The organism is Streptomyces sp. WAC 01529 (assembly GCF_003945545.1).
Lineage (GTDB): Bacteria > Actinomycetota > Actinomycetes > Streptomycetales > Streptomycetaceae > Streptomyces > Streptomyces anatolicus.
Genome location: NZ_CP029617.1, coordinates 4,450,247 through 4,471,574, shown reverse-complemented (window position 1 = coordinate 4,471,574; position 21,328 = coordinate 4,450,247). Strand labels below are relative to the sequence as shown.

20 protein-coding genes, 1 tRNA gene and 2 pseudogenes are annotated in these 21,328 nt (G+C 68.6%); 14 read left to right on the top strand and 9 right to left on the bottom strand.

What is annotated here, in order from left to right; all coding sequences use genetic code 11:
• Positions 1-223: 223 nt before the first annotated feature.
• A complete protein-coding gene (locus DMA15_RS20180) occupies positions 224-2,527 on the top strand; it encodes a transglycosylase domain-containing protein (RefSeq protein ID WP_125514187.1) in 2,304 nt (767 codons plus the stop codon).
• 234 nt (positions 2,528-2,761) lie between these two features.
• Here DMA15_RS20180 and DMA15_RS20175 read toward each other — a convergent pair whose 3' ends face one another.
• Entirely contained in the window at positions 2,762-3,226 is a 465-nt protein-coding gene (locus tag DMA15_RS20175) for a GatB/YqeY domain-containing protein (protein WP_125514186.1), read from the bottom strand.
• 149 nt (positions 3,227-3,375) lie between these two features.
• Here DMA15_RS20175 and DMA15_RS20170 point away from each other — a divergent pair, with 149 nt between their 5' ends.
• From DMA15_RS20170 to DMA15_RS37550, 5 genes are all read left to right on the top strand, one after another.
• Positions 3,376-4,305 (top strand): metallophosphoesterase, encoded by a 930-nt coding sequence (locus DMA15_RS20170; RefSeq protein WP_125514185.1) that lies wholly within the window; start codon positions 3,376-3,378, stop codon positions 4,303-4,305.
• Between the two features lie 98 nt (positions 4,306-4,403).
• Positions 4,404-5,159, top strand: a complete 756-nt coding sequence (locus tag DMA15_RS20165; RefSeq protein ID WP_125514184.1) for a Pr6Pr family membrane protein — start codon at positions 4,404-4,406, stop codon at positions 5,157-5,159.
• A gap of 50 nt (positions 5,160-5,209) precedes the next feature.
• Positions 5,210-5,283: transfer RNA gene (locus DMA15_RS20160), tRNA-Pro, on the top strand.
• 258 nt (positions 5,284-5,541) lie between these two features.
• A complete protein-coding gene (locus tag DMA15_RS20155; protein ID WP_125514183.1) occupies positions 5,542-6,330 on the top strand; it encodes a DUF1883 domain-containing protein in 789 nt (262 codons plus the stop codon).
• 704 nt (positions 6,331-7,034) lie between these two features.
• Positions 7,035-8,060, top strand: a complete 1,026-nt coding sequence (locus DMA15_RS37550) for a hypothetical protein (protein ID WP_240659870.1) — start codon at positions 7,035-7,037, stop codon at positions 8,058-8,060.
• Here DMA15_RS37550 and DMA15_RS20145 read toward each other — a convergent pair.
• The 4 genes and pseudogenes from DMA15_RS20145 to DMA15_RS20130 all read right to left on the bottom strand — a co-directional run bounded on the left by DMA15_RS20145 (position 7,990) and on the right by DMA15_RS20130 (position 11,281).
• A complete protein-coding gene (locus DMA15_RS20145) occupies positions 7,990-8,832 on the bottom strand; it encodes a PE-PGRS family protein (protein WP_125514181.1) in 843 nt (280 codons plus the stop codon). The two genes, DMA15_RS37550 and DMA15_RS20145, sit on opposite strands and share 71 nt — an antisense overlap.
• A 152-nt stretch (positions 8,833-8,984) precedes the next feature.
• Positions 8,985-10,520 (bottom strand): LacI family DNA-binding transcriptional regulator, encoded by a 1,536-nt coding sequence (locus DMA15_RS20140; protein WP_125514180.1) that lies wholly within the window; start codon positions 10,518-10,520, stop codon positions 8,985-8,987.
• A 48-nt stretch (positions 10,521-10,568) separates the two neighbouring features.
• On the bottom strand, positions 10,569-10,964 hold the full coding sequence (locus DMA15_RS20135) for a helix-turn-helix domain-containing protein (RefSeq protein ID WP_240659869.1): 396 nt from the start codon (positions 10,962-10,964) through the stop codon (positions 10,569-10,571).
• Between the two features lie 59 nt (positions 10,965-11,023).
• A pseudogene (locus DMA15_RS20130) lies at positions 11,024-11,281 on the bottom strand (helix-turn-helix transcriptional regulator).
• A 484-nt stretch (positions 11,282-11,765) separates the two neighbouring features.
• Here DMA15_RS20130 and DMA15_RS20125 point away from each other — a divergent pair.
• From DMA15_RS20125 to DMA15_RS20105, 6 genes and pseudogenes are all read left to right on the top strand, one after another.
• Positions 11,766-12,685: pseudogene (locus DMA15_RS20125) on the top strand (hypothetical protein).
• Positions 12,682-13,380 (top strand): ATP-binding protein, encoded by a 699-nt coding sequence (locus tag DMA15_RS20120; protein WP_125514179.1) that lies wholly within the window; start codon positions 12,682-12,684, stop codon positions 13,378-13,380. The pseudogene DMA15_RS20125 and the gene DMA15_RS20120 overlap by 4 nt, the downstream one beginning before the upstream one ends.
• Before the next feature lie 88 nt (positions 13,381-13,468).
• Positions 13,469-14,800, top strand: a complete 1,332-nt coding sequence (locus DMA15_RS20115; RefSeq protein ID WP_206302782.1) for a hypothetical protein — start codon at positions 13,469-13,471, stop codon at positions 14,798-14,800.
• A 32-nt stretch (positions 14,801-14,832) separates the two neighbouring features.
• The gene (locus DMA15_RS37545; RefSeq protein ID WP_240659868.1) at positions 14,833-15,090 is read left to right on the top strand and encodes a hypothetical protein; all 258 of its coding nucleotides are present in this window, start codon (positions 14,833-14,835) and stop codon (positions 15,088-15,090) included.
• A gap of 81 nt (positions 15,091-15,171) precedes the next feature.
• Entirely contained in the window at positions 15,172-15,471 is a 300-nt protein-coding gene (mobC, locus tag DMA15_RS37540; RefSeq protein ID WP_240660232.1) for a plasmid mobilization relaxosome protein MobC, read from the top strand.
• Between the two features lies 1 nt (position 15,472).
• Positions 15,473-17,182: a relaxase/mobilization nuclease domain-containing protein gene (locus DMA15_RS20105; protein WP_125514178.1), complete on the top strand. Its 1,710-nt coding sequence runs from the start codon at positions 15,473-15,475 to the stop codon at positions 17,180-17,182.
• 145 nt (positions 17,183-17,327) lie between these two features.
• On the opposite strand, the gene DMA15_RS36740 is transcribed toward DMA15_RS20105, so the two are convergent.
• The 4 genes from DMA15_RS36740 to DMA15_RS20085 all read right to left on the bottom strand — a co-directional run bounded on the left by DMA15_RS36740 (position 17,328) and on the right by DMA15_RS20085 (position 19,847).
• Positions 17,328-17,606 (bottom strand): hypothetical protein, encoded by a 279-nt coding sequence (locus tag DMA15_RS36740; RefSeq protein WP_164551796.1) that lies wholly within the window; start codon positions 17,604-17,606, stop codon positions 17,328-17,330.
• A 212-nt stretch (positions 17,607-17,818) separates the two neighbouring features.
• On the bottom strand, positions 17,819-18,517 hold the full coding sequence (locus DMA15_RS20095; protein WP_125514177.1) for a hypothetical protein: 699 nt from the start codon (positions 18,515-18,517) through the stop codon (positions 17,819-17,821).
• 93 nt (positions 18,518-18,610) lie between these two features.
• Entirely contained in the window at positions 18,611-19,063 is a 453-nt protein-coding gene (locus DMA15_RS36735) for a hypothetical protein (RefSeq protein WP_164551795.1), read from the bottom strand.
• 97 nt (positions 19,064-19,160) lie between these two features.
• Positions 19,161-19,847: a DUF317 domain-containing protein gene (locus DMA15_RS20085; protein ID WP_125517897.1), complete on the bottom strand. Its 687-nt coding sequence runs from the start codon at positions 19,845-19,847 to the stop codon at positions 19,161-19,163.
• Positions 19,848-20,127: 280 nt separating this feature from the next.
• Between DMA15_RS20085 and DMA15_RS38015 the strand changes: the two genes are divergently transcribed.
• The gene (locus DMA15_RS38015; protein ID WP_276314359.1) at positions 20,128-20,262 is read left to right on the top strand and encodes a hypothetical protein; all 135 of its coding nucleotides are present in this window, start codon (positions 20,128-20,130) and stop codon (positions 20,260-20,262) included.
• A complete protein-coding gene (locus tag DMA15_RS20080; protein WP_125514176.1) occupies positions 20,262-20,474 on the top strand; it encodes a hypothetical protein in 213 nt (70 codons plus the stop codon). Before DMA15_RS38015 ends, DMA15_RS20080 begins: the two co-directional genes overlap by 1 nt.
• Positions 20,475-21,328: the final 854 nt, after the last annotated feature.

Genomic DNA, 21,328 nt, shown 5'->3' with positions numbered 1-21,328 from the left:
ACGGAGTGAGCGGGCGACATGCGTGAGGAACCCGGCAAACCGGGACGGTTCAGTTGAGTCACAACGGACACCTGGCGCCACAAAAGGCGAATTCGGGCATAATTTCGTCGGATTCGGGAACGACGGAGGGGCTTGTTGCTGCGCCCCGCTGCTGTGACAGTTGAGAGCAGCTTAGGCCAAGGCATTCAGGCCTGTCCGGCGAATCAGAACGTAGGCTGCACTCATGGGAAAGAAGCGCTCGGGTGGCGGTCTGTCACCGGCTCAGCAGGCCGCGAAGTTCCTCGGGGTCAGTGTGCTCGCGGGTGCGGTGCTGGCCGGAATCGCGCTGCCCGCCTTCGGCGCGCTGGGTCTCGCGGCCAAGGGTTCGGTCGAGGGGTTCGACGAGATCCCCGCCAATCTGAAGCAGCCGCCACTCAGCCAGCGCACCAGCATCCTGGACAACGAGGGCGGCCAGATCGCCACCGTCTACTCACGTGACCGCACGGTCGTCCCGCTCAAGGACATCTCGCCGTACATGCAGAAGGCGATCGTCGCGATCGAGGACTCCCGCTTCTACGAGCACGGCGCGGTCGACCTCAAGGGCATCCTGCGCGCCCTCAACCAGAACGCGCAGAGCGGCGGCGTCTCGCAGGGCGCCTCGACGCTCACGCAGCAGTACGTGAAGAACGTCTTCGTCGAGGAGGCGGGCGACGACCCGACGAAGGTCGCCGAGGCCACGCAGCAGACGCTGGGCCGCAAGATCCGCGAGCTGAAGTACGCGATCCAGGTCGAGGACAAGCTCGGCAAGAAGCGCATCCTCAAGAACTACCTGAACATCACCTACTTCGGTCAGCAGGCGTACGGCATCGAGGCCGCCTCCCAGCGGTACTTCTCCAAGCACGCCAAGGACCTGAAGCTCCAGGAGGCCGCGCTCCTCGCCGGCATCGTGCAGTCCCCCAGCCGGTACGACCCGGTCAACGACGCGACCGAGGCCACCCAGCGGCGCAACGTGGTGCTCCAGCGGATGGCCGACACGCACGACATCTCGCAGCAGGAGGCCAACGAGGCCAAGAAGACGGACCTCGGCCTGAAGGTGAGCCGCCCCAAGAACGGCTGCATCACCGCGGTCAGCGGCGCCGGCTTCTTCTGTGACTACGTACGCGAGGTCTTCCTCAACGACCCGGTCTTCGGCAAGACGAAGGAAGAGCGCGCCAAGGTCTGGAACCGCGGCGGCCTGAAGGTCCGTACGACGCTCGACCCGCAGACGCAGGACTCGGTGCAGGCGTCGATCAAGAACCACGTGAACAAGACCGACGACGTGGCGACCGCCGCCACGATGGTCGAGCCGGGCACGGGCAGGATCCTCGGCATGGGCCAGTCGCGGCCCTACGGCTTCCAGAAGGACGAGACCACGATCAACCTCTCCGTGGACGACTCCATGGGCGGCGGCGCGGGCTACCAGCCCGGTTCGACGTTCAAGCCGATCGTCGCGGCGGCCGCCCTGGAGGGCGGCAAGTCGGCCGGGCAGAGCTACTCGTCCCCGTACGAGATGCCGTATCCGGAGCGCGTCTCGGCCTGTGACGGCAAGACCTGGGTGAACACCAACAACGAGAAACTCACCAACGAGAACGAGACCGAGGTCGGTCCGTACGGCATGAAGGAAGCGACCGCCAAGTCGGTCAACACCTACTACGTGCAGCTCATCGGTGACATCGGCATCTGCCCCGTGACGCGCCTCGCCGAGAAGATGGGCGTCGAGCGGGCCGACGGCAAGGAGATCGCGCAGGCGCCGTCGATCGCGCTGGGCACCCAGGAGATGTCGCCGCTGACGATGGCGAGCGCCTACGCGACGTTCGCCTCGCGCGGTACTTACTGCTCACCGGTGGCCATCGAGTCGATCACCACGCTCGCCGGCAAGTCGCTGCCGGTGCCGAAGTCGACGTGCTCGCGCGCGATGTCGGAGAAGACCGCGGACACGATCAACACCCTCCTGAAGGGCGTGGTCGAGGACGGCACGGGCCAGAAGGCCGGTCTCGGTTCACGGGCGAGCGCGGGCAAGACGGGTACGACGGACTTCCGTTACGCGGCCTGGTTCGTCGGCTACACCCCGAACATGTCGGGCGCGGTCTGGGTCGGCGACCCGCAGCACAAGCGGCAGATGGTCGACATCACCATCGGCGGCGTCCCGTACGACAAGGTCTTCGGTGGCGAGGTGCCGGGTCCGATCTGGCGCGACGCGATGAGCGGCGCCCTGGCGGGCAAGCCGGCGCCCGGCTTCAACTCCGTGCATCTTCCCGGTGGGGACAAGGGGCATGACGGGGGCGGGGACGGGGGCGATAGCGGCGACGGTGGTGGCGGTGACGGTGGTGACGGCGGCGGCGGCCACGATGATGGCAAGCCGGGTGGCGGTCCCGGCGGTGGCGGCGGTGGCGGCAACCCGTGGCCGGAGATCAACATCCCGCCGGACGTGCTGGGTGGCCTCGGGAACGGCGGCGGGATCGGTGGCGGCGGCACCGGTAGTGCGGTTTCTTCCCGCGTACGAGGATGAGGGCGTCCCCTTTTTGAAGGGGGCGCCCTCATCTGCGTATGGCGTGGTGGGGAGGGGTGGCGCGGGGCCGGCCTGGGGGGTGCGGCGGGCGGCCTGCGAGGGGCGGGGGCGGCCTGCGAGGTGCGGGGCCGGGGTTAGCCCGCGCGGTGCGGCGCGGCGGGGCCGGGGTCAGCCCGCGCGGTGCGGCGGGGCCGGGGCAGTCCGCACGGCGCGGTGCGGCGAGGCCGCGGTCAGTCAGCCCGCGAGGAGCTTCTTGACCGTGGCGGCGACGCGGCCCCCCTCGGCCAGGCCCGCGACCTTCGGGTTCACGATCTTCATGACCTGGCCCATGGCGCGCGGACCCTCGGCGCCGGCGGCCCTGGCCTCCTCGACGGCCTGGGTGACGATGTCCCGCAGCTCGTCGTCGGAGAGCTGCTTGGGGAGGTACTCGGCGAGGACCTCGCCCTCCGCCTTCTCCCGGTCCGCCTGCTCGGTGCGCCCGGCCTGCCCGAAGGCCTCGGCGGCCTCGCGGCGCTTCTTCGCCTCGCGGGCGATCACCTTCTGCACGTCGTCGTCGGAGAGTTCGCGCGCCTCGGTGCCCGCGACCTCCTCCTTCGTGATGGCGGTGAGGGTCAGCCGGAGCGTCGAGGAGCGCAGCTCGTCACGCCCCCGGATCGCGGCGGTGAGGTCTTCCTGGAGCTTCGACTTGAGCGTGGTCATGGGTTGATTGTGGCAGGTGCGGCCGGTTTCCTGCCCGCCGATTTCCCCGGGGGGCGGGCCGGTTGGCCTCGGACACCCTCCGTTCGGACTGGCCGGCCCGAAGACCCTCCTCCCGTTCCGGGCCGCGCGGCGTCTGACACGATGGGAGGATGCGCGCGCGATACGCAGTACCCCTGGGCATCACGGCGACGGCCGCGGCAGGTCTCGCCTACTCGGTGGGCTTCGAAGCCCGTTCCTTCCGGCTGAGGCGGGTGACGGTGCCCGTGCTGCCGCCCGGGATGCGCCCCTTGCGGGTCCTCCAGGTCTCCGACATCCACATGGTGTCCGGCCAGCGCAAGAAGCAGCGGTGGCTGCGCTCGCTCGCGGGCCTGCGCCCCGACTTCGTGATCAATACGGGCGACAACCTCTCGGACCCCGAGGGCGTACCGGAGACGCTGGACGCGCTCGGCCCGCTGATGGCGTTCCCCGGGGCGTACGTTTTCGGCTCGAACGACTACTACGGGCCGAAGTTGCGCAACCCCGCCCGCTATCTGATCGAGAAGGCGCAGGGCAAGCACGGTCTGAACGGCAACGCGCCCGCTGTCGGTGCCATCCACAACCCCTGGGAAGGCCTGCGCGACGGCTTCGACGAGGCGGGCTGGGTGAACCTCACGAACACCCGGGGCTCCCTGAAGATCGACGGCTACGAGATCGGCCTCACCGGTCTGGACGACCCGCACATCAAACGCGACCGGTACGCGCGCGTGGCGGGCGGTCCGGATTCCGGCGCCGACTTCTCGATGGGCATCGTGCACGCCCCGTACCTGCGCACCCTGGACGCGTTCACCGCGGACGGCTACCCGTTGATCCTCGCCGGCCACACCCACGGGGGGCAGCTCTGCATCCCCTTCTACGGCGCCCTGGTGACCAACTGCGACCTGGACACGGAGCGCGTGAAGGGCCTCTCGACGCACCAGGCGGAGGGGAAGACGGCGTTCATGCACGTGTCGGCGGGCTGCGGTGCGAACCGGTACACGCCGATGCGCTTCGCGTGCCCGCCGGAGGCGACGCTGCTGACGCTGGTGCCGCGGGGGGCTTGAGGCGGGGGGCTTGAGACGGGGGGACTGAGGCGGGGGGATTGAGGCGGCCACTGGGCCCCTTTAGGCGGTTATGACCCGCGGCCCCCTACCGTGGAGGCATGATCGCTCCGACTCCTCCCCCGGGCACCGCGACCGCTTCCGGCGTCCCCGCGGAGGCGGTCGTGCCACCCGTACGCCGCCCCGTCGTGGCCGTCCTGCGCGCGCTGATCGCCCTCGCCGCGGCGACCGGGATCGTGATCGACTTGGTCATCGGCAGTCCGCCGCGCGTCCTCAGCTACTTCACCGTCCAGAGCAACGCGCTGGTGGCGGTGGTCCTCGGCCTCTCCGCGTGGCGGGCGTGGCGGGGCCGCCGCCCGCTGCCGGCGTGGGTGACCGGCGGCACGCTCCTCTTCATCGCGATCACGGGCCTCGTCTACCACCTGGTCCTGGCGAACGCCTCGAGCGGTTTCTCGATGACGGAGGAGACAACGCCGGTGTCCGACTGGCACACCGTCTCCAACCTGCTCCTGCACACGGTGACCCCGATCGCCGTGGCCCTCGACTGGCTCCTGCTGACAAGACCGGGCGGCCTTCGCCCGCGCCACGCGGCCCTCTGGCTGCTCTACCCCCTGGCCTACCTGGCCTTCGCCCTCACCCGCGGCGCCCTCCTGTCACCGGGCTCGACGGCCCGCTACCCGTACCCGTTCCTGGACGTCACGACCCACGGCTACGCGGGCGTCCTCGGCAACGCGCTCACCTTCGGCCTGGCCTTCTACGCCCTGGCCCTGGCAGCTGTGGCCCTGGACCGCGTCCGCCCCTGGCCAAGGGCCCCCGAAAACCGGATTTCGTCTCAGGCCGCCGGTCCGCTAAAGTAATCGATGTCGCCACGGGCCTGCAGCAATGCGGGGCAGTGGATCAACGACATCGGGGTGTAGCGCAGCTTGGCAGCGCGCTTCGTTCGGGACGAAGAGGTCGTGGGTTCAAATCCCGCCACCCCGACAGCCAAAACAGCAGGTCAGGCCCGGTTCTGAGAGATCAGAACCGGGCCTGATTTGCTTTGTGGTCCCAGTTTGGGAGCCATTTGGGAGCCGACCTCAGTGAGCGGCTCCCGGACGGCTCCCCGAGTCCTAGCGCCAGGGGAGAGACGAGCGTCCAGCCGACGTGGGCTTCCACCCCGCTTCAGACATCGTCGCCTCCGATTGTCAGTGGCAGTCCTTACTCTGAGACGTGCTCGGCCGCACATCTCCAGGAGCACCCGTGGACTACTTCTACAAAGACCTCGGCAACCTCAAGAGAGGTTCCACGGTCATCGTCACCCTGCGCAACCAAGCCAACGTCCAGGTGATGACGCGCAGCGAGTACAGCAAATACAAGTCGGGGAAGAGATACCGGTACCTGGGCGGTCGCGTCACTCGCTCGCCTCACCAGATCACCATCCCCAGTAACGGACAGTGGGTCGTGGCCATCGACCTTGGCGGCTATTCCGGTCGCATCTCTGCGTCTGTCCAAGTCCAGCCACCTCCGCGGGGCTTCCTGCCCCCGGCCCGCGACCCACAGGGCAGTCCGGCCCGCTCCGTCGCGGTCCATGAACCGGAGGAGCCTACTGGCGACATACTTGGTGGCCAGACCTGGGACGTCTTCATCTCCCACGCGTCCGAGGACAAAGGAGCTGTTGCCCGCCCCCTTCGAGACGCGCTTACCAAGCTGGGTGTGACTGTCTGGCTCGACGAAGCCCAGATGCGGATCGGCCACAGCCTCCGCCGCAAGATCGATGAAGGGATCAGGGCGAGCCGCTTCGGCATCGTAGTGCTCTCGGCCCCCTTCTTCGCCAAGGGTTGGACCAACCACGAACTCGACGGACTCGTCACCCGTAATGTGGCCGGGGAGCAATCACTCCTGCCAATCTGGCACAACCTGAGTGCAGAAGACGTCCGGCGCTACAGCCCCTCCCTCGCAGACAAAGTGGCGATGAGCACCAGCGACTACTCCATCGAGGAGATCGCGCAGCAGATCGCTGACGTGGTTCAGGAGGAAAGCGCCGCTTAGCTCCAGAGCACCAGCACGCCGCTTCGGTGTGCACCGGTTCCAGCGAGTCGTGGGCTTGTGCCGAAGAGACCACAGACGGTACGACGATCGCCATGCACCCTTGGTCTCCGTTAAATGACCGGCAGCTCGCACTCCTCACCCGCATCGGGGGCGGAACCGACCCCGTCACGTCCAACAGCCCCGAGCTCGCCGTCACGGCTCGCGCGCTCAGGGACCGGGGCTTGGTGACCATGCCCAGGAAGAAGGGGAGGTGGCAGGCGGAGATCACTGACGCGGGGCGCTTCTACCTGGAGCACGGGCATCATCCCGACCGTCCGGAGTTGGCTCCACGCAAGCCTCGCGCGGCGGCGTCTGAAGCCGGGGCGCCCGTTGCCGCTGGTCCGTCGCAGGATGTCGATCCTCCGACCGAGACAAAGCCCGCCCCGAAACGGGCTGTGAAACCTCCGCGCCCGTCGCCAGCAGCTGTCGGGCCGGCGCTCATCGCGCAGGTGCAGGAGGCCGGACGATTTCTTCGGATCCCTGACCCCAGCGCGGAGGAACGGGCTCGGTATCGCAGGGCGTTCGACGCAGCCCGGCAGTGTGCTCCGGATGGGTACCACCTGAAGTACAGCGGGCGGGCGAAGGGGGACTTCTTCCTCGGTCTGCTGAGGGTGTCTGGTGAGGACGACACCGAGTGGAACCGAATTCGACTGGCGCGAAGCCGAGTGATCACCGATGTCGAGGACGTGCTCGCCGCGGTCACCAAGGACCACAGCGCCTTCGAGATCTCCGACGAAGTCCTACCGAGGGTGCTCGCGCTGCTCCGGCTGCTCGCCGAACAGGCCCTCGCGCGGTACGGCGAGATCGCGGTGTCCAAGAAGCGCAGGCAGCCGAGGCCGCTGCTCACTGTCCACGGCAGGACGTACGAGGTCGGCTTCCGTGAGCGGCAGAAGCAGGTCCTCTACGTCCCCAAGCAACCAGGTCGGCGCACGTACGACTGGCAGCGGGTCACGCCGGCCCACAAGTTCGAGCCGTCCGGCGAACTGGAGCTGCTGGTCAGCGAGAACTCGGGTTACAGCTACAACTACGGCTGGAAGAAGGAATGGGCCGACACGGCCAAGAAGCCGTTGGAGGAGCAGATCGCCTCAATCTTCCGGGCGTTGAAAGCACGCGCGGAGGAGCAGGAGCGGGCCCGGCTGGAACGAGAGGCCGAGCAACGGCGTCTGCGAGAGGAACGGGAGCACCAGGAGGCCGAGCGCCGACGACTTGCAGCGGAGCGGGAGGAACGCGAGCGGCGGGAGTGGGAGGCCGCGGTAAGTGCGGCCTCGGTCAAGGCGGTTCACGCGGTACGGGCCGAGCACTTCGGCACGGCCCTGGAGCAGTGGCGGGCCGCCGGTGAGATCCGGGCCTTCTGTGCTGCGCTGGATGACGTCGCCGCCGCATCGGAGGACGCCCTCGAAGTTGAGAGGCTGCGCGAGTGGTCGGCTTGGGGGAACACAGAGGCCGATCAGCTCGACCCCACGACGAATGGCAGGGGTCTGGCCGCCCGTGACTTCAACGTGGAGCCGACGAAGAAGCAGCTGCGACCGTTCCTCGACGGCTGGCGGCCGGACCGGCCGGAGAAGGAGCCTCCGGCTCAGCCAACGCTTCCCAAGCCGGAGCCGGACTCGTGGCGCGGCGTCATCGACGCACATCAGGATCAAGGGTGGCGATATGGACGCCAAGGTCGCGCTCAATGGTGGAGGCGATGACGCCGTGACCTCGGTCGCGTAGAGCCTTGACCGCCTTCTCGACGAGTCCCCCGAGCCTGATGACCTCGGCGCGAAGGGCGACCAACTCGTCGTAGCGGTCGGCCTTGTCTTCGCCGCACCAGGCCCGGACGGTTCGCAAGACAGCTGCCTCTGCGTCCAGCTTCCGGTCGTCCCGTCGGCTGTAGGAGTACCAAGAGGACTGGGCACGCTCCTGTTCGATGCCCTGCTGCTTGCGGTCCACCTCCGGAAGGATCTCGTCGGCGAGACGGCCGGCCACTTGGCGGGCGACGCGCTCGGTGACCGGCCACCCAGCCAGACACATGCCGTGGCGGTTCTCGTACACCATGGCGTCACCGCGGAGTTCAGCTGCGTCGATGCCGATGAGCGGTGCCGTCTCGTCGAGGCGGCTCAGCTCCAGGACCCCGGCGTCGGCCACTGTTCGGCGCAGGCGGAGCCTGTTCTTCGGACGGACGATGCCGAGGATCAGGCGGGCGGCCTCGAAATCCGTGCTGCCCCGGACGTGGCGAGAGCACTCCGCCAGCGCCAGCTCCGCCGCGTCATCCGCGCGGAACGTATCAACATCCGCCCACGGCGCTACGAGAGAGCCGGAACTGACCCACTCCTGCAGGCCAGCGGCATCGCCTTCGAGAAACCGCACGTGGATCCAGCCAGACCTGCCGGAGCTGCCCACGCGTACGACCTCGACCTGGCGGACCTCGCTACCCAGGTCCTTCGGCCTCGCGCGGTACGCCCAGTGCTCGCCAATCTCCATGTGCCTATTGAGCCAGGTCCCTTGGCCCTCTCGCCGGGCGTTTGCCATAACCTCCGGAGCGAGGTGACCTCCACGAGGTTGACGCTGCCCCCGCAAGGTGTCGCCGGAGACGGCTGTGCCTCTGGTGGTGACCACCAGAGGCACAGCAGCAGTCACCGCTGGGACTCCGCAGGCTTACGTGATTCCCTGCGCGCACGTAGGAGATCATCGAGTACGCGCACGGGTGACGTGGGGCTCATCGCCAGGCGGGTGTCGAGTGCCGCCTCCCACTGCTCGGTCAGTCCAAGCATGAGGCGTTTTCGCATTCCGGGTGTGACGTGGGCGTAGCGCGCGGAGACCGAGCCGTCGATGTGGCCCATGCGGTCGTCCATGAGGACCTTCTCGGTGCCGAGGTCCTCCATCACGGTCCGGTGGGTATGGCGGAGGCCGTGGGGTGTGAGGCCCTTGGCGATCGGGAGCCAGCAGGCGTCGGCACGGTCGCTGGCGCCACGCCCTCGGGCTGGGACGCCGGGCCACGGCTCGTCGAGGAGAGGTACGGGGCGGGCTTCCTGCGGCGCCTTCTTTGGGTACCAGCCGGAGACCGCCGGGGTGAACAGCCAGGTGGCAAAGCCGTTTCGGCGCCAGTGGGCTGCGTGCTGCGGTACCGCGCCGCCGCGCACGAATCCCAGGTCTGCGATGGCCTGTTCCACCCTGACCCGCTTGGCTTCGGTGACGCGGTCGGGGTGGTTGAGGACGTTGGACACCGTGCCGGTGGAGACTTCGGCTCGGCGTGCGACGTCGACGAGCTTTGCGCCGTGGTGGCCGCCGGTGCGGGCTGTGCCCTGGCCCCGGAAGACGTAGGTCTTGCCGTGGCACGAGCAGGGTTTCGGCTTCGTGCGGGCGACGTGGTTGGCGACCAGGGCCGACAGCCAGTCCATCACGTCGATGGTGCGGTAGCTGTCGTCCTTGGGTGGGCAGCGAACCATCTCGCCGGTGTCGAGTTCGTACAGGTGCCATTCGACGCGGACGGCCCCGGAGCGGGCGAACTCCGTCTCCAGGCCGACGATTTCGCCCCAGCGCATGCCGGTGTAGCCCTTGAGGACGACGGCGACGAACTCGTCGTCGCGGCCGGAGAGCAGGGCGGCTCGCTCCGCGGTCAGCAGGGTGCCGAGGGGGTCGGTGACGACCTTCTCCGGGCCGCGGTCGCGGGAGCGTCCGGCGCGCTTGCCGCGTCCGCGCCGTCTGGCGGCCGGGTTCGAGGTGATCAGGCCCTCGTCGATCGCGTCCTCGAAGATCAGGTGGAGCGTCGAGCGCCAGGTCTTGACGCTGGAGGCCGCGTAAGCGGCCTTCTCCTTCTTCTCCCACAGGTCGACGTCCGTGCGCAGGATGCCGACGAGCGCCTTGTCCTCGAAGTCGGGGAGGAGGTGCTCCTCGATGTGGCGCTTGTAGTTCTGCATGGTCGAGGGGGCCAGGTCCTGGGCCTCGTACCAGCGGTTGGCGTACTCGCCGAAGGTCTCCTGGCCGAGTGCCGGGTCGCGCCAGTCGCCGCGCCGATACTTGTTCTCGGCCTCGCTCGCGGCGCGCTGGGCCTCGCCCTTGGTGGCGAACCGGATCGCTTTGCCGTTGTCGTCGACCACCGTGAGGTGCTTGCCGGGCGCGGTCTTGTACCGGCCGCGCCAGTAGTTTCCGCGCTTCTCCGCGAAACCCAACTTCCGTCTTCCTCCCCTGTTCTCGGCTTGTGACTGGGTGCGGGCGCGCTACGCGACGGTCTCGTACTGGGTGCGGCGCGGCGGTCGAGCCCGCAGACGCCCTGGCGTCGGGGCCGTAGTCAGCTCAGGCGGCCGGGCGGCACGAGTTCGTGCCGAGGGAGGGCTTGTCGCTGCCCGACTCGCCGGCGCGCTGCTGACGGATCGCTTCGGGCGCTCTTCGTAGAGGCGGACGATCTCGGCGAGGTGCGCGGCGGTGAAGCGGTAGGCGCGGCCGACGCGGGTGTGCGGGATGAGTCCGCGTCGGGCCCGGTCCTTGACCCACCAGGCGGAGCAGCCGAGGGCTTCGGCGATTTCTTCGGAGCGGTAGAGACGAGGCAAGGGGGCTCCGCCCTCGGTGCCGGGAAGGCGTCGTACGAGGGCAGGGGGTATGTCGGAGTGGTGCAAGAAGGGCGGGTCCTTACTGGGTGGGGGCGTGCTCGGTCAGCGGTGCTGAGCGGTCCTCGTCACGTGGCGGTCGGCCCCTGCAGCAGCACGAGAGGCGAGACCAGGAGGGCGTCGGCGATCGCGACAAGGTCGTCGGCATCGCATCAGCGTTGGGCGCGTTCGATGCGGGACAGCATGGTGTTGGACATCGGACGGCCGAAAGCGGTCACGCGGTCGGCCAACTGGCGTTGCGACAGGCCGCGTTCGGTTCGGAGTATTTCGATGGTGCGGGCCGCCTGCATTCCTGCGCGTCCGACTTCCAGTGGGCGTGGGGGCATGGCTCCAATTGAAAGGTGCATTCGCCGGTTTGGGTAACCGGCGATCGTGGTCTATGTTGCGCTCGCGTCGTTCGCCGAGATGCGGTTCCAGGGAGTCGGGAATGGGCTCGGGCCAGCACGACGATCATGGCTCTGAAGTGCGGTGTTGTCTTGTAGCTTCCCCGTCGGCGGCCCGTCAACGGCTTGCCGATGTAATCCTTCTTGCTCTGCGGTCCGGGCAACTATTTGGTCAACAGCGGATCGTGCCTTACGGTTTTCCTCCCGCCCGTCACCGAGCCCCATTTCTTGCAGCCGTTCTGCCGTGAGAGATTGCGCCGGATAGGGCTGGACTTGCGCGACTGGGGTGTGGCTATGTTGACGACACCCCCGGAAACGCAATCGCTTCCCGGCGCGCGTCCGCGCCAACACCCCCTCGAATCCCGCCCCGACCGACGGTGAGCCGTGATGCCCGCGCACAGGCCACCGAGTGAGGACCGCCCCGCACTTGGCACGAATCCGCACCATCAAGCCCGAAGCCTTCGTCTCCGAGTCCCTGGCCGTCGTCTCCCTGACCGCCGAGCGCACCTTCCTCGGCCTGCTCACCCAGGCCGACGACCAGGGCCGCCACCGCGACCACGCCGCGATCATCGCCGGGCAGTTGTGGGTGCTGCGCCCGGAGCACACCCCGTCCGATGTCGAGACGGACCTCGCCCAGCTCGCCGACGCGGGACTGATCTGCCGCTACAAGGGGCCGGATCACAAGCGGTACCTGCACGTCGTGACCTGGCACCAGCATCAGAAGATCAACCGGGCGAGCAAGAGCCGCCTCCCGAGCTGCCCGGTTCACGACGCTTCGGTCGCGTCGGCTCCTGCCGTGGGCGCCGGTGTCACGGAGTACTCGCTACCGCCTCACGCAGTCCTCACTGAGGGCTCCGGCGAGGTCCGTGAGTCCGCGCTGAATCCGGGGCTTGAGAGCGAAGTCGCAGGTCAAGAGGGCTTCACGGAGTCCTCCGCGAGGGATCAGGGAGCGCTCGGTGAGGCAGCAGTGACGTCTCACGGTCCGGATCTAGGACCTAGGACCGTGGATCTAGGAGATATCCCTTCGGGGGGCGCAAGCGCCCACGCGCCGACACCGTCTTGGCCAAGCAGCTCCTCGGCGAGTACATCGCCGCGTGCAACCACCGCCCGCCAGATGCCTTCCTGAACCATCTCGGCAAACAGGTGCGCAAGCTGCTCGACGAGGGCATCGCCCCCGCACACCTCCGGGCCGCCCTCGAACGCCACCGGGTCAAGGGCCTGTCCCCGGGCGTCCTGCCCAGCCTCGTCCACGAGGTCATGAACGCCGCATCCTCCACCACACCCGCCGCCCACCGGGCGTGGACGAACCCCACCGACGTCGTCGCCGCCTACGGAGATGAGCTCTGACCGCCACCCTCACCCGCGCACCCCAGCCCGTCGGCGCGATCACCGACCGGCTCAACACGATCCTCGCCAACCGCGGCATCGACCCCACCACGGCTGCCGCCCAGGAACCGGCGCTCGAGACCGTCACCGCCCTGGAACTCGCCGACGCCCGCATCCCCGCCCGCTACCGCCGCGCCCTGGCCGACCATCCCCAGATCACCTCCTGGGCCGACCAGATCGCCCGCGCCGGACGCCCCGGCCCGACCGGACCCGGTATCGCCGAGGGCCCGTCGCTGCTGATCGCCGGCCCCACCGGCACCGGCAAAACCCACCAGGCGTACGGCGCCGTCCGGGCACTCCTCACCCGAGGCGTCCGCCTACGCTGGGAGGCCACCACCTCCGCCGACCTCCACGCGCGGCTCCGCCCCCGCGCCGGCCACGACGGCGAACGGGAACTGCAGACGCTGGCTCGCTGCCCGCTGCTGCTCTTGGACGATCTCGGCGCGGCCAAGACAAGCGAGTGGACCGAGGAGCTCACCTACCGGCTCGTCAACCATCGGTACGAGCACATGCTCCCCACCCTCATCACTACCAACCTCCCCACCGCCGAGCTCCGCACCGCGCTCGGCGACCGCGTCGCCTCCCGCCTCGCCGAGATGACCGAGCGGGTCATCCTCACCGGCTCCGACCGACGCCGCACCGCGCCCGCTATCTGAACGGCCCGCGGTCCCTCCCGTCCCACCACCTCACCCGCCCGGGCTTCCGCCTGCCCTCGAACGCGCGGGTCCCTTGGAGAGCCTCTGCATGACTCCTGGCACCACCACGCTCATCAGCGCCAACGACATCGGCATGCCCGCCTTGCCGCACTGGTTCCCTGGGCCTGCTGCCATCGCGGCTCTGCTCGTCGTCGTACTGTCCGCCGCATGGTCCCTGCGGAAGTACCGACGGAAGCCGAGCGCTGGACAGCGCCGTAGCACCGCCGCGATCCCGGTCGCCGCCGTCGCCGCGATCGGCTGTACCGCCTACAGCGCGGACACCAGCTGGCGATTCGCCGCCGACTACCTCGACATGGGCAGCGCCTTCGAGCGCGCCGCGATGTTCGCGGCCGCCGAACTGGCGCTGTTCGCCACCGCGCTGATGGCGCGGGCGAACCTCAACGGCTCCAAGCAGGCGCCCGGGGTGCCCGGCACTCTCACCTGGGTGATCACCTGCGTGCAGATCGTGCCCGCCTACGCCGAGTCCGGGCTGGTCGGCGGAACTGTGCGGGCTTTCGTCGGCCCGGTCCTGGCGGCAGTGCTCTGGCACCTGGCCATGGGCATCGAACTGCGCCATCGCAGCCCGCACGCCGACTCCCGCAGCCTGACCGCCCTCCTCACCCGACAGGCACGCGAACGGCTGCTGGCTCGTCTGGGGATTACCGACCGGGACGCGGATGCCGCCCGGATCATCCGCGACCGCGCCCTCGACCGGGCCGTCACCCTGATCCTCCGGGCAGAGAGCATGACACCCGACAAACGCACCAAGCGGCGAGGCCGACGCCTCACCCGCCGCCTGCACCAAGCCCTGGAGCAGGCTGACGTCGACCGCGACGAGCGCCAGGACGAGCTGCTGCTGCGCAAGCTCGCCACCCGTCAACAGGTCACTGCTCTGGCCTCCAGGCCATTGCCCGCGCGCTGGCCCGACACCGCCGCACGCACGAGGGGCGGCTCCGCGACGGCCCGCCCGCGGGCTACGGCAAAAGAGCGGGCAGAAATTTCGGGCGCCCCGCCCTACGAGGTCGCGGGCGATGACGCCGCCGACCGGGCAGCCCGCCCCCTGCCCGAAAACCGCCCGCAACAGCCCGTCCGCACCACCGTCGGCCCGGAACCAAAACCGGGCAAGGAACCGCCGGGCAACGACCCACGCACGGCCTCGCGGGCGGAGTCGAAGCGCCCGGGTTACAAACCGCGCGCGACACGGGACCTCCTCAACAAATACGCCCGTGACCTCTTCCACGAGCACGGACGTCTCTCCCGCGACCTGTTGGAGGAGGCCGTACGCAAGGACGGCTACAGCGTGGCCAGCGACACCGCCGGCGAGGTGGTCCGCACCGTCAAGGCCGAGCTGCCTACGGCGCCCGTCGGCCACCCGCACTGAGACCATCCCCAACGCCCAAGGCAAACCACTCAATGCACGAATCGCACCACGGACTCCCCACCTCCCAGGAGGAGATGATCACTGACCTCGACAGCGCAGCAAGCAATGGCGATGGACCGTCCATAGGCCGGTCCATCGCGGACTCCTCCGCCCCGGGGGTGGCGGAGGAGCAGCTCCGGCACGAGGGCGTGCCGGAGCAGGAGCGGGTGGGCGCCGGCGATCAGCCGAGCGATCCCTCTGTCCGGGCCGCTCAGCGTGCGCCGTACCGCCGCGCGAACCTCGATGCGTAGCGCTCCGAGCACGTCACCGCGCGCTTCGCGCCGCACGAGAAGCACGACATCCAGTCGTCGGCGAAGACCGCTCACGTGACCATGGCCCGCTACATCGCCGACGCCACCATGGCCCGCGTCCGCGGTGAGATCACCGTCGCGGCCGAGCGCACGGTCTACGACGATGCGATCGACGAGCTCGCCGCGATGAGGGCTCAAATCGCCCGGATCGGCAACAACGTCAACCAGATCGCCCGCCGCCTCAACGCGGACGGCGATCCACACCCTGTGGACGCCGCGATCCTTCACCGGGCGGACCGCCTGCTCGCCACAGCCCACGACGCAGTCCGGGCGATCGACGACGCCGCCTTGCGGGCAGCCGAGCAGAAGTGGGCGGTCTGAGGTGATCGCGAACATCGTCAAGCCGGGCAACAAGACCTACGGCGTGCTGGCCTACCTCTTCGACAAAGGCCGCGCCAACGAACACACTGACCAGCACATCGTCGCCTCCTGGGACAACTTCATCCCCGACCCCGGCCCCTGGGACAGCCCTGGCCACAAGCAACGGCTCGGCCAGCTCACGCAGGCCCTGGATCTGCGGGTCAAGCAAGCCGGCGACAAGGCACCTGAGGGGCACGTGTGGCACTGCTCGGTGCGTGCCGCGCCTGAGGACCGCGTCCTCACCGACGCCGAGTGGGCCACCATCGCCCGGCGCATGGTGGATGCGACCGGCATCGCACCCGACGGCGATCCGGACGGCTGCCGCTGGGTTGCCGTGCGTCACGCGGAGGACCACATCCACATCGTCGCCACCAAGGTGCGCGGTGATCTGCGCCCGCCGCGGAACTGGAACGACTACCGCCGCGCCATGAACGAACTCACAGCTGTCGAGGAGGACTTCGGCCTCACCCGGGTTGGGCGTGGTCCCGAAGCTGCTGCCGGCACCTCGGCGGTGAAGCGCTCCACCCGGGCCGAGCAGGAAAAGGCCAAGCGACGGGGCCACGACAAGACCGCGCGTGAGCGGCTGCGGCACATCGTGCGTACCGCGCTGTCCCACGCGAAGGATCTGGAGGAGTTCTTCAACCTGCTCGCCGATGCCGGCCTTCACGTCGAGACCCGCACACTGCCCTCCGGCGACCTCGGCGGCTACAAGGTCGCCCTGTCCGACGACGGCACGCCCATCTGGTTCTCCGGCTCCAGCCTCGCCACCGACCTGTCCCTCCCCCAGATCCAACAGCGCCTGACCGCCACCGAGGCGCAGTCCACCGCAGCCTCATCAGCTCGCCAGCACCGCCCCAGCCCATGGCATGTGGCCACCGCTGCCGCCGAACGCATCCCCCACCACCTCGCCCACGCCGACGACGGCGCCGTCCAGGCCCACCTCACCGTCTTCGGCGAAGTCCTCTACGCGCTACCCGCCCATGCTCCTGTCCGACTCCAGGCCGAACTCCACCGTGCGGCTGCCGCCTTCGAACACGCCGCCCACACCCGCGCCCGCGCCGACCACCAGCACGCCCGCGCACTGCGGGGCGCGCTCAAGGCCATGCACTACCAGCCTGCGGACCACACCGGGCTGGCCATGCTCTTGGACGCCGCCATCCTCGTCGTCCTCGCAGTCCAGCGCCGCAGCGCACTACACCACCACGACCGGCAGGTGGCCGCCGCCCATCAGACGCTCACCCACCTGCAAGCCGCCTACGACCAGATAGCCCCCACCAGCCTCACTGAACTCGGCAGGCACTATCCCTCCGACAACACCGTGCACCGGTACGTCCGCGCCCTGCACGAGGTCCTGCCCCGCCACGCCAAACAGATCCTCACGGAGAACGCCTGGTCCGCCCTCACCGCCGCCCTCGTCGCCGCCGAAGCCGCTGGCCACAACCCGGCCACCGTCCTCCGGCAGGCAGCCCAGCACCGCCCCTTGGACGACGCGAAGTCAGCATCCGAGGTCCTCGTCTGGCGCATCCAACGCCTCGGCGACCGGCATGCACCCGGCCCCGGCGCACGAGCCGCGCAGGCCCGCCGCCTTCCCGCTCAGACCGCCCCGCAGACCGATCCCGGGCTCCCGGGCGCGTACACGCCGCCTACATCCCACGCCGGACGGTCCCGCTGAGCCGGAGCCCCTGGCGCGGGCCACGAGAAACGACACCACGCGCAGCCACGGACCGGCACGAAGCCGACGGACTGTAGCTGCACATCCCCGGTTACCGAAACCGGGGATTCTCCGGACCCTATGTGTTGCCCCACCGCCCCACCCCTCAACAAGGAGCACCCGCATCCTCCTCATCGAACCCCGCCGACACGTCGTCGCTCAGCTGTGCGGCGCGTACTTCAAGTACCACGCCAGCACCAAGACCTGGCGCCACGACGATGGAGGCCCCTTCACCAAGGCGGAACAGGCCGCCGCTCTCGCACCCACCATCAACGAGGTCAAAGAGGCGAAGAAGCAGGTAGATCGGTACCACCAGTACCTGCAGACCTGGCTCGAAGCCCCCGAGGAACTGGACCGCTTCCTCGCCCCCTTCCTGGACCAGCACGACGAGAAGTCCTTCGGCAACGCCATCGGCATCATGAACGAGAACGAGCGGCTGAAGCTCCAGCGGTTGGTCAACGCGGTGACTGAACCTGTCCGTCCGTTCACCCCGTACACCTTCTGACAGACGACGGCACCGACCGCACCCCCAGATGAGGAAGGGGGCCGGTGACCGGGAATCATCCCGGTCACCGGCCCCCTTCGCGTCCCCTGCAGTCACCGTGTGCGCTGTGCTTTGTCAACGGCCTGCGCCAGGTGCGCGTCAACAAGGCCCGGCGAGCCGGAAACGATCACCAGCACGTTGGCGATGCGGATCGCCGTCTGCTGGACAACGCTGCGCTGCGGGCCGACGGAGTAGGTGAGCAGCTGGCTCCACTGCTCGTCGCCGAGAGGCGGCGCGGCCATCTGCTCCGTGCCCATGTCGACGGAGGTGCTGCTGACGAGGATCCGGTACGTGGGGCAGGAGATCATCGCGTCGAAGATCCGGCTCGCGCCCCTGGAGAGCTTCGCGGCGGTGTCGCTGTACAGCTCCTCGGCCACCTCCGAGTCGCTGCCGCCCATATAGGTGAAGGACGCCTTCGCCTTGCGGGGGAAGTCGAGGCTGTCGCCGACAGCGGCGTCACCGCCGAGCTCCTCCAGCGCCGGGCAACCGGAAACAACGACATCGTCCTGCGGCCTGGGCTGCTGCGGCTTGCGGGAGTAGCCCTCACCAAGATCGCTCTCGGCCAAGAGGCGCTTGCTCAGCGCGGCCGAGGACAACAGCTCGGGAACCGGGGAGTGCTTGCCCTCCTGCTGCGTGGGCGCGGAGGCGGAGGAGACCGGATCGTCGGCGAGCGTGCTGCTGCTGGTGCAGCCCGCCAAGGCCAGGATGGCCAGGGAAGTCAGGCTGGTGACGGTCGTGGTGTGAAGGCGCATGCGGAACCCCAAATTGGCTGCGGAACAGACGGTCTGACCAGCCGGGCCTCCGGCACCGGCGGTATGTAGGAGTAGGGAGTGGGGTTTCGGGGGTCAGTGGCCGAGGTGACGCAGCCCGTCCTCAAGGGAGGGGTGCCAGTAGTCGACCGGACCTGAGTTGCGGTTGTACCAGGCAGCGTCCAGACGAGGCTCATGCACCTGGTGGCCGGCTCGGCAGCACAGCCACACCGAGTCGTCGCGCATGCAGAAGACGATCCAGTCCCGGTACACGCCACACGTCGCGCACGCGCGGACCGCGTCGTCGATGACGAGCGGATGCATCCAGCGCATCATCATTCCCTCGACGTCCTGCCGGGACGGTGCCCGCAGATCGGCTGGCGGGAAGTCCGGCCCGATGGTCTCCGAGGCCGATCCGGTCGGCGTTGACGCGTCGGCCCGGACAGAGTCGAACGGCAGAAGCTCATGTGCATGCATCTGCAGCAGCGCGAACGCCTCACGTTGGGCCTCACGGAACTCGCGGTCCGCGCGAGCACGTCGTCGGAACATACGGTCTCCATCTCTGTCATCTGACGGACGCAGGGGAACGAACTTGCAGCTCAAGGCAATTGGCGACACCACAACAAGCACTGCAGGGGGCGGACCGTCAGCTGCGGCGGACGACGTTGAGCCGGCCCTCTGCGCTCTTGGGCACGGTCCGGCGGGGCACCGGGACCGGTGAGGCGAGCGAGGAGGCGAATGCCGCGACCAGGTCATGGGGGACGCTGGCACTGAAGCTGGCGCACCACAGATATGGGGCGCCGAGAACGGATTCCGCCCACGCCTGCCACCCCATCAAGTCAGGGTGCGCATCCGCGTCCTGGACAAGCGGCGGCTGCAGTCCCAGGGAGACGGTGGCGGAGAACCCGGGGTCCATGGCGGTGGTGTGGGGGCAGTCCACGTCACGGATCCAGCCTTGGGCACCGACTGCGTTGAGGACCGTCTCGGGCCCTTCGAAGCCAGCGTCCGGCACTTCACGGGCGTCGAGCGCGACGACGAGATCAGCGAGCGCTTCGTACGGGACGCCGGCAGTGAAGTACGCGTTCCACTCCGTCATCGCGGAGGCAGCATGCGGGCGGGCACTCAGCTGCCAAGCTACGGACAGTCCGCCCAGCTCGAACGGGTAGGCCGCGAGGATCCACTCGGCGCCGCGCAGCCCGTCCGGGCTCACATACAGCAGGGTGTGGCGGGAGGTTGGCCACATATGCCAGCCGAGGCCGGTCAGGGTGTCGCCGATCCGCTCTGCGAGCGCGCCGTCGTCACCGGCCAGGTGGCGCGGAGTAACCCAGTACATCGGGTCTGGCAAGTCGGAATGAGAAGGGTCACCAGGGTGGTGCGGGTGCAGGGGCGCCTCCGTGGGCTCGGACGTCAGTTCTTCCGGCAGGCGTTGTACGTTGACATGCTGTGCCGCAGCGCACCAGTCCTTTCGGGATCTTTCCTGTCTGCCCCGGCGAACTGGTGTCTGTTGTCAACTGTAGGGTCTCAGATTTCGTGGCCAAATCTCACGGTCGATGGCCAAGCGATGGCAGATCTGACACGAGTTTGAGATTTGGCAGGTCAGGCCCTTCACTCATATGAGTGAGCGGGGTCTGATGCCGCCCCGCTACGGAATCTGCACCGACGACTGGCCGGAACCCGGGGAGGCGTTCAAGGCTCACCGGCGGCTCCGCGCGGTCAACGGCGGCAGCGACGACGAACAGGAGGCGTGATGCAGAGCAGTGCGGAGAACATCGATGTTGTGCTCAAGATCGTGGACACCATGGTCGCCTACCGGAAGGCGCACGGCGGCCTACCTGCCGACACGGACGGCCTTGAGAACATGGCCGTGGCGATCGTCGAGGCCCTGGAGCGCGACGACTTCCGCATCGTGGACGTCTTGAGCGGCAGCCGGACCGAGACGCCCACACCCGAACCGGCCTGACGGCACGGCAGCGGGGCGCCAGCCACTCCGGCCGGCGCCCCGCTTGCGTTCTGCACTCCGTCAGCTGGTGGTTAGCCAGCGAGCTGACGAGCCAGCAAGCCAGCCGCCCCGAGGATTCGGACACGATCGTGAGACTGGACGGCTGGCCAAGCCGTGAGACACGACGACAACTACCAGGTCACGGAACCGCCGCTGGCCATGGGCGGCGAGACCCTACATCAACGAAGCCAGCCGCTTTGCCATCCAACCCAGTCGAATCGCGGTGATCTCTCGGTGTCGCCGCAATGGACACCGCCGCCATGCCGTTACGCGTGAGCTGCATGCTCTCGGATGGGACACTTGGTCACATGAAAGAGGTGCGCTGCGAGCGATGCGACAACATCATCGGCATGGGGTGCGCCTGCCCTCCTGATGGCAGCGTGCCCAAGGCGCACCCGGAGGAAAGGTGTGTTCGACAGGAGTGGCGGCGGTTCCCCGGCGACGCCATCTTGATCAAACAGAATGGTAAGGCGCACGTTCCAGGCGCCTGCGATCACATGACAGAAGACGAGGTGCGGCCTCCGAAGTGGGGTTGGATTCTCGATCCGTCCCCCGGAGATTGGGGCCGTATCAGCGAAAGCAGCCCAGCCATCGCCACTGAGGGGAACGCGCAGCTGCGGGCGACGAGCCGGTGCATGACGTGCATGGGGACTCTCGGCGGCTGATGAGCTGCAGGGCGTGCTGTGCTGTGCTGTGGGATAGCTGACCAGAGGACCGACGGCTTGCCGTCGGCCCTCGTTCGTTTCGTGGTTCTGGGCACGCCGGATGCGGCACGACTCGGTTCGATGGCAAAACGACTGGGTTCGATGTCAACG

Coding starts and splice junctions, on each gene's coding strand:
- DMA15_RS20115 (WP_206302782.1), top strand. CDS start 13,469: ATGACTCCTGGCACCACCACGCTCATCAGCGCCAACGACATCGGCATG.
- DMA15_RS20165 (WP_125514184.1), top strand. CDS start 4,404: ATGATCGCTCCGACTCCTCCCCCGGGCACCGCGACCGCTTCCGGCGTC.
- mobC (WP_240660232.1), top strand. CDS start 15,172: ATGGCCCGCTACATCGCCGACGCCACCATGGCCCGCGTCCGCGGTGAG.
- DMA15_RS20085 (WP_125517897.1), bottom strand. CDS start 19,847: ATGTACTGGGTTACTCCGCGCCACCTGGCCGGTGACGACGGCGCGCTC.
- DMA15_RS20180 (WP_125514187.1), top strand. CDS start 224: ATGGGAAAGAAGCGCTCGGGTGGCGGTCTGTCACCGGCTCAGCAGGCC.
- DMA15_RS20145 (WP_125514181.1), bottom strand. CDS start 8,832: ATGGAGATTGGCGAGCACTGGGCGTACCGCGCGAGGCCGAAGGACCTG.
- DMA15_RS20095 (WP_125514177.1), bottom strand. CDS start 18,517: ATGCGCCTTCACACCACGACCGTCACCAGCCTGACTTCCCTGGCCATC.
- DMA15_RS20175 (WP_125514186.1), bottom strand. CDS start 3,226: ATGACCACGCTCAAGTCGAAGCTCCAGGAAGACCTCACCGCCGCGATC.
- DMA15_RS20080 (WP_125514176.1), top strand. CDS start 20,262: ATGCAGAGCAGTGCGGAGAACATCGATGTTGTGCTCAAGATCGTGGAC.
- DMA15_RS38015 (WP_276314359.1), top strand. CDS start 20,128: ATGAGTGAGCGGGGTCTGATGCCGCCCCGCTACGGAATCTGCACCGAC.
- DMA15_RS37545 (WP_240659868.1), top strand. CDS start 14,833: ATGCACGAATCGCACCACGGACTCCCCACCTCCCAGGAGGAGATGATC.
- DMA15_RS36735 (WP_164551795.1), bottom strand. CDS start 19,063: ATGTTCCGACGACGTGCTCGCGCGGACCGCGAGTTCCGTGAGGCCCAA.
- DMA15_RS20170 (WP_125514185.1), top strand. CDS start 3,376: ATGCGCGCGCGATACGCAGTACCCCTGGGCATCACGGCGACGGCCGCG.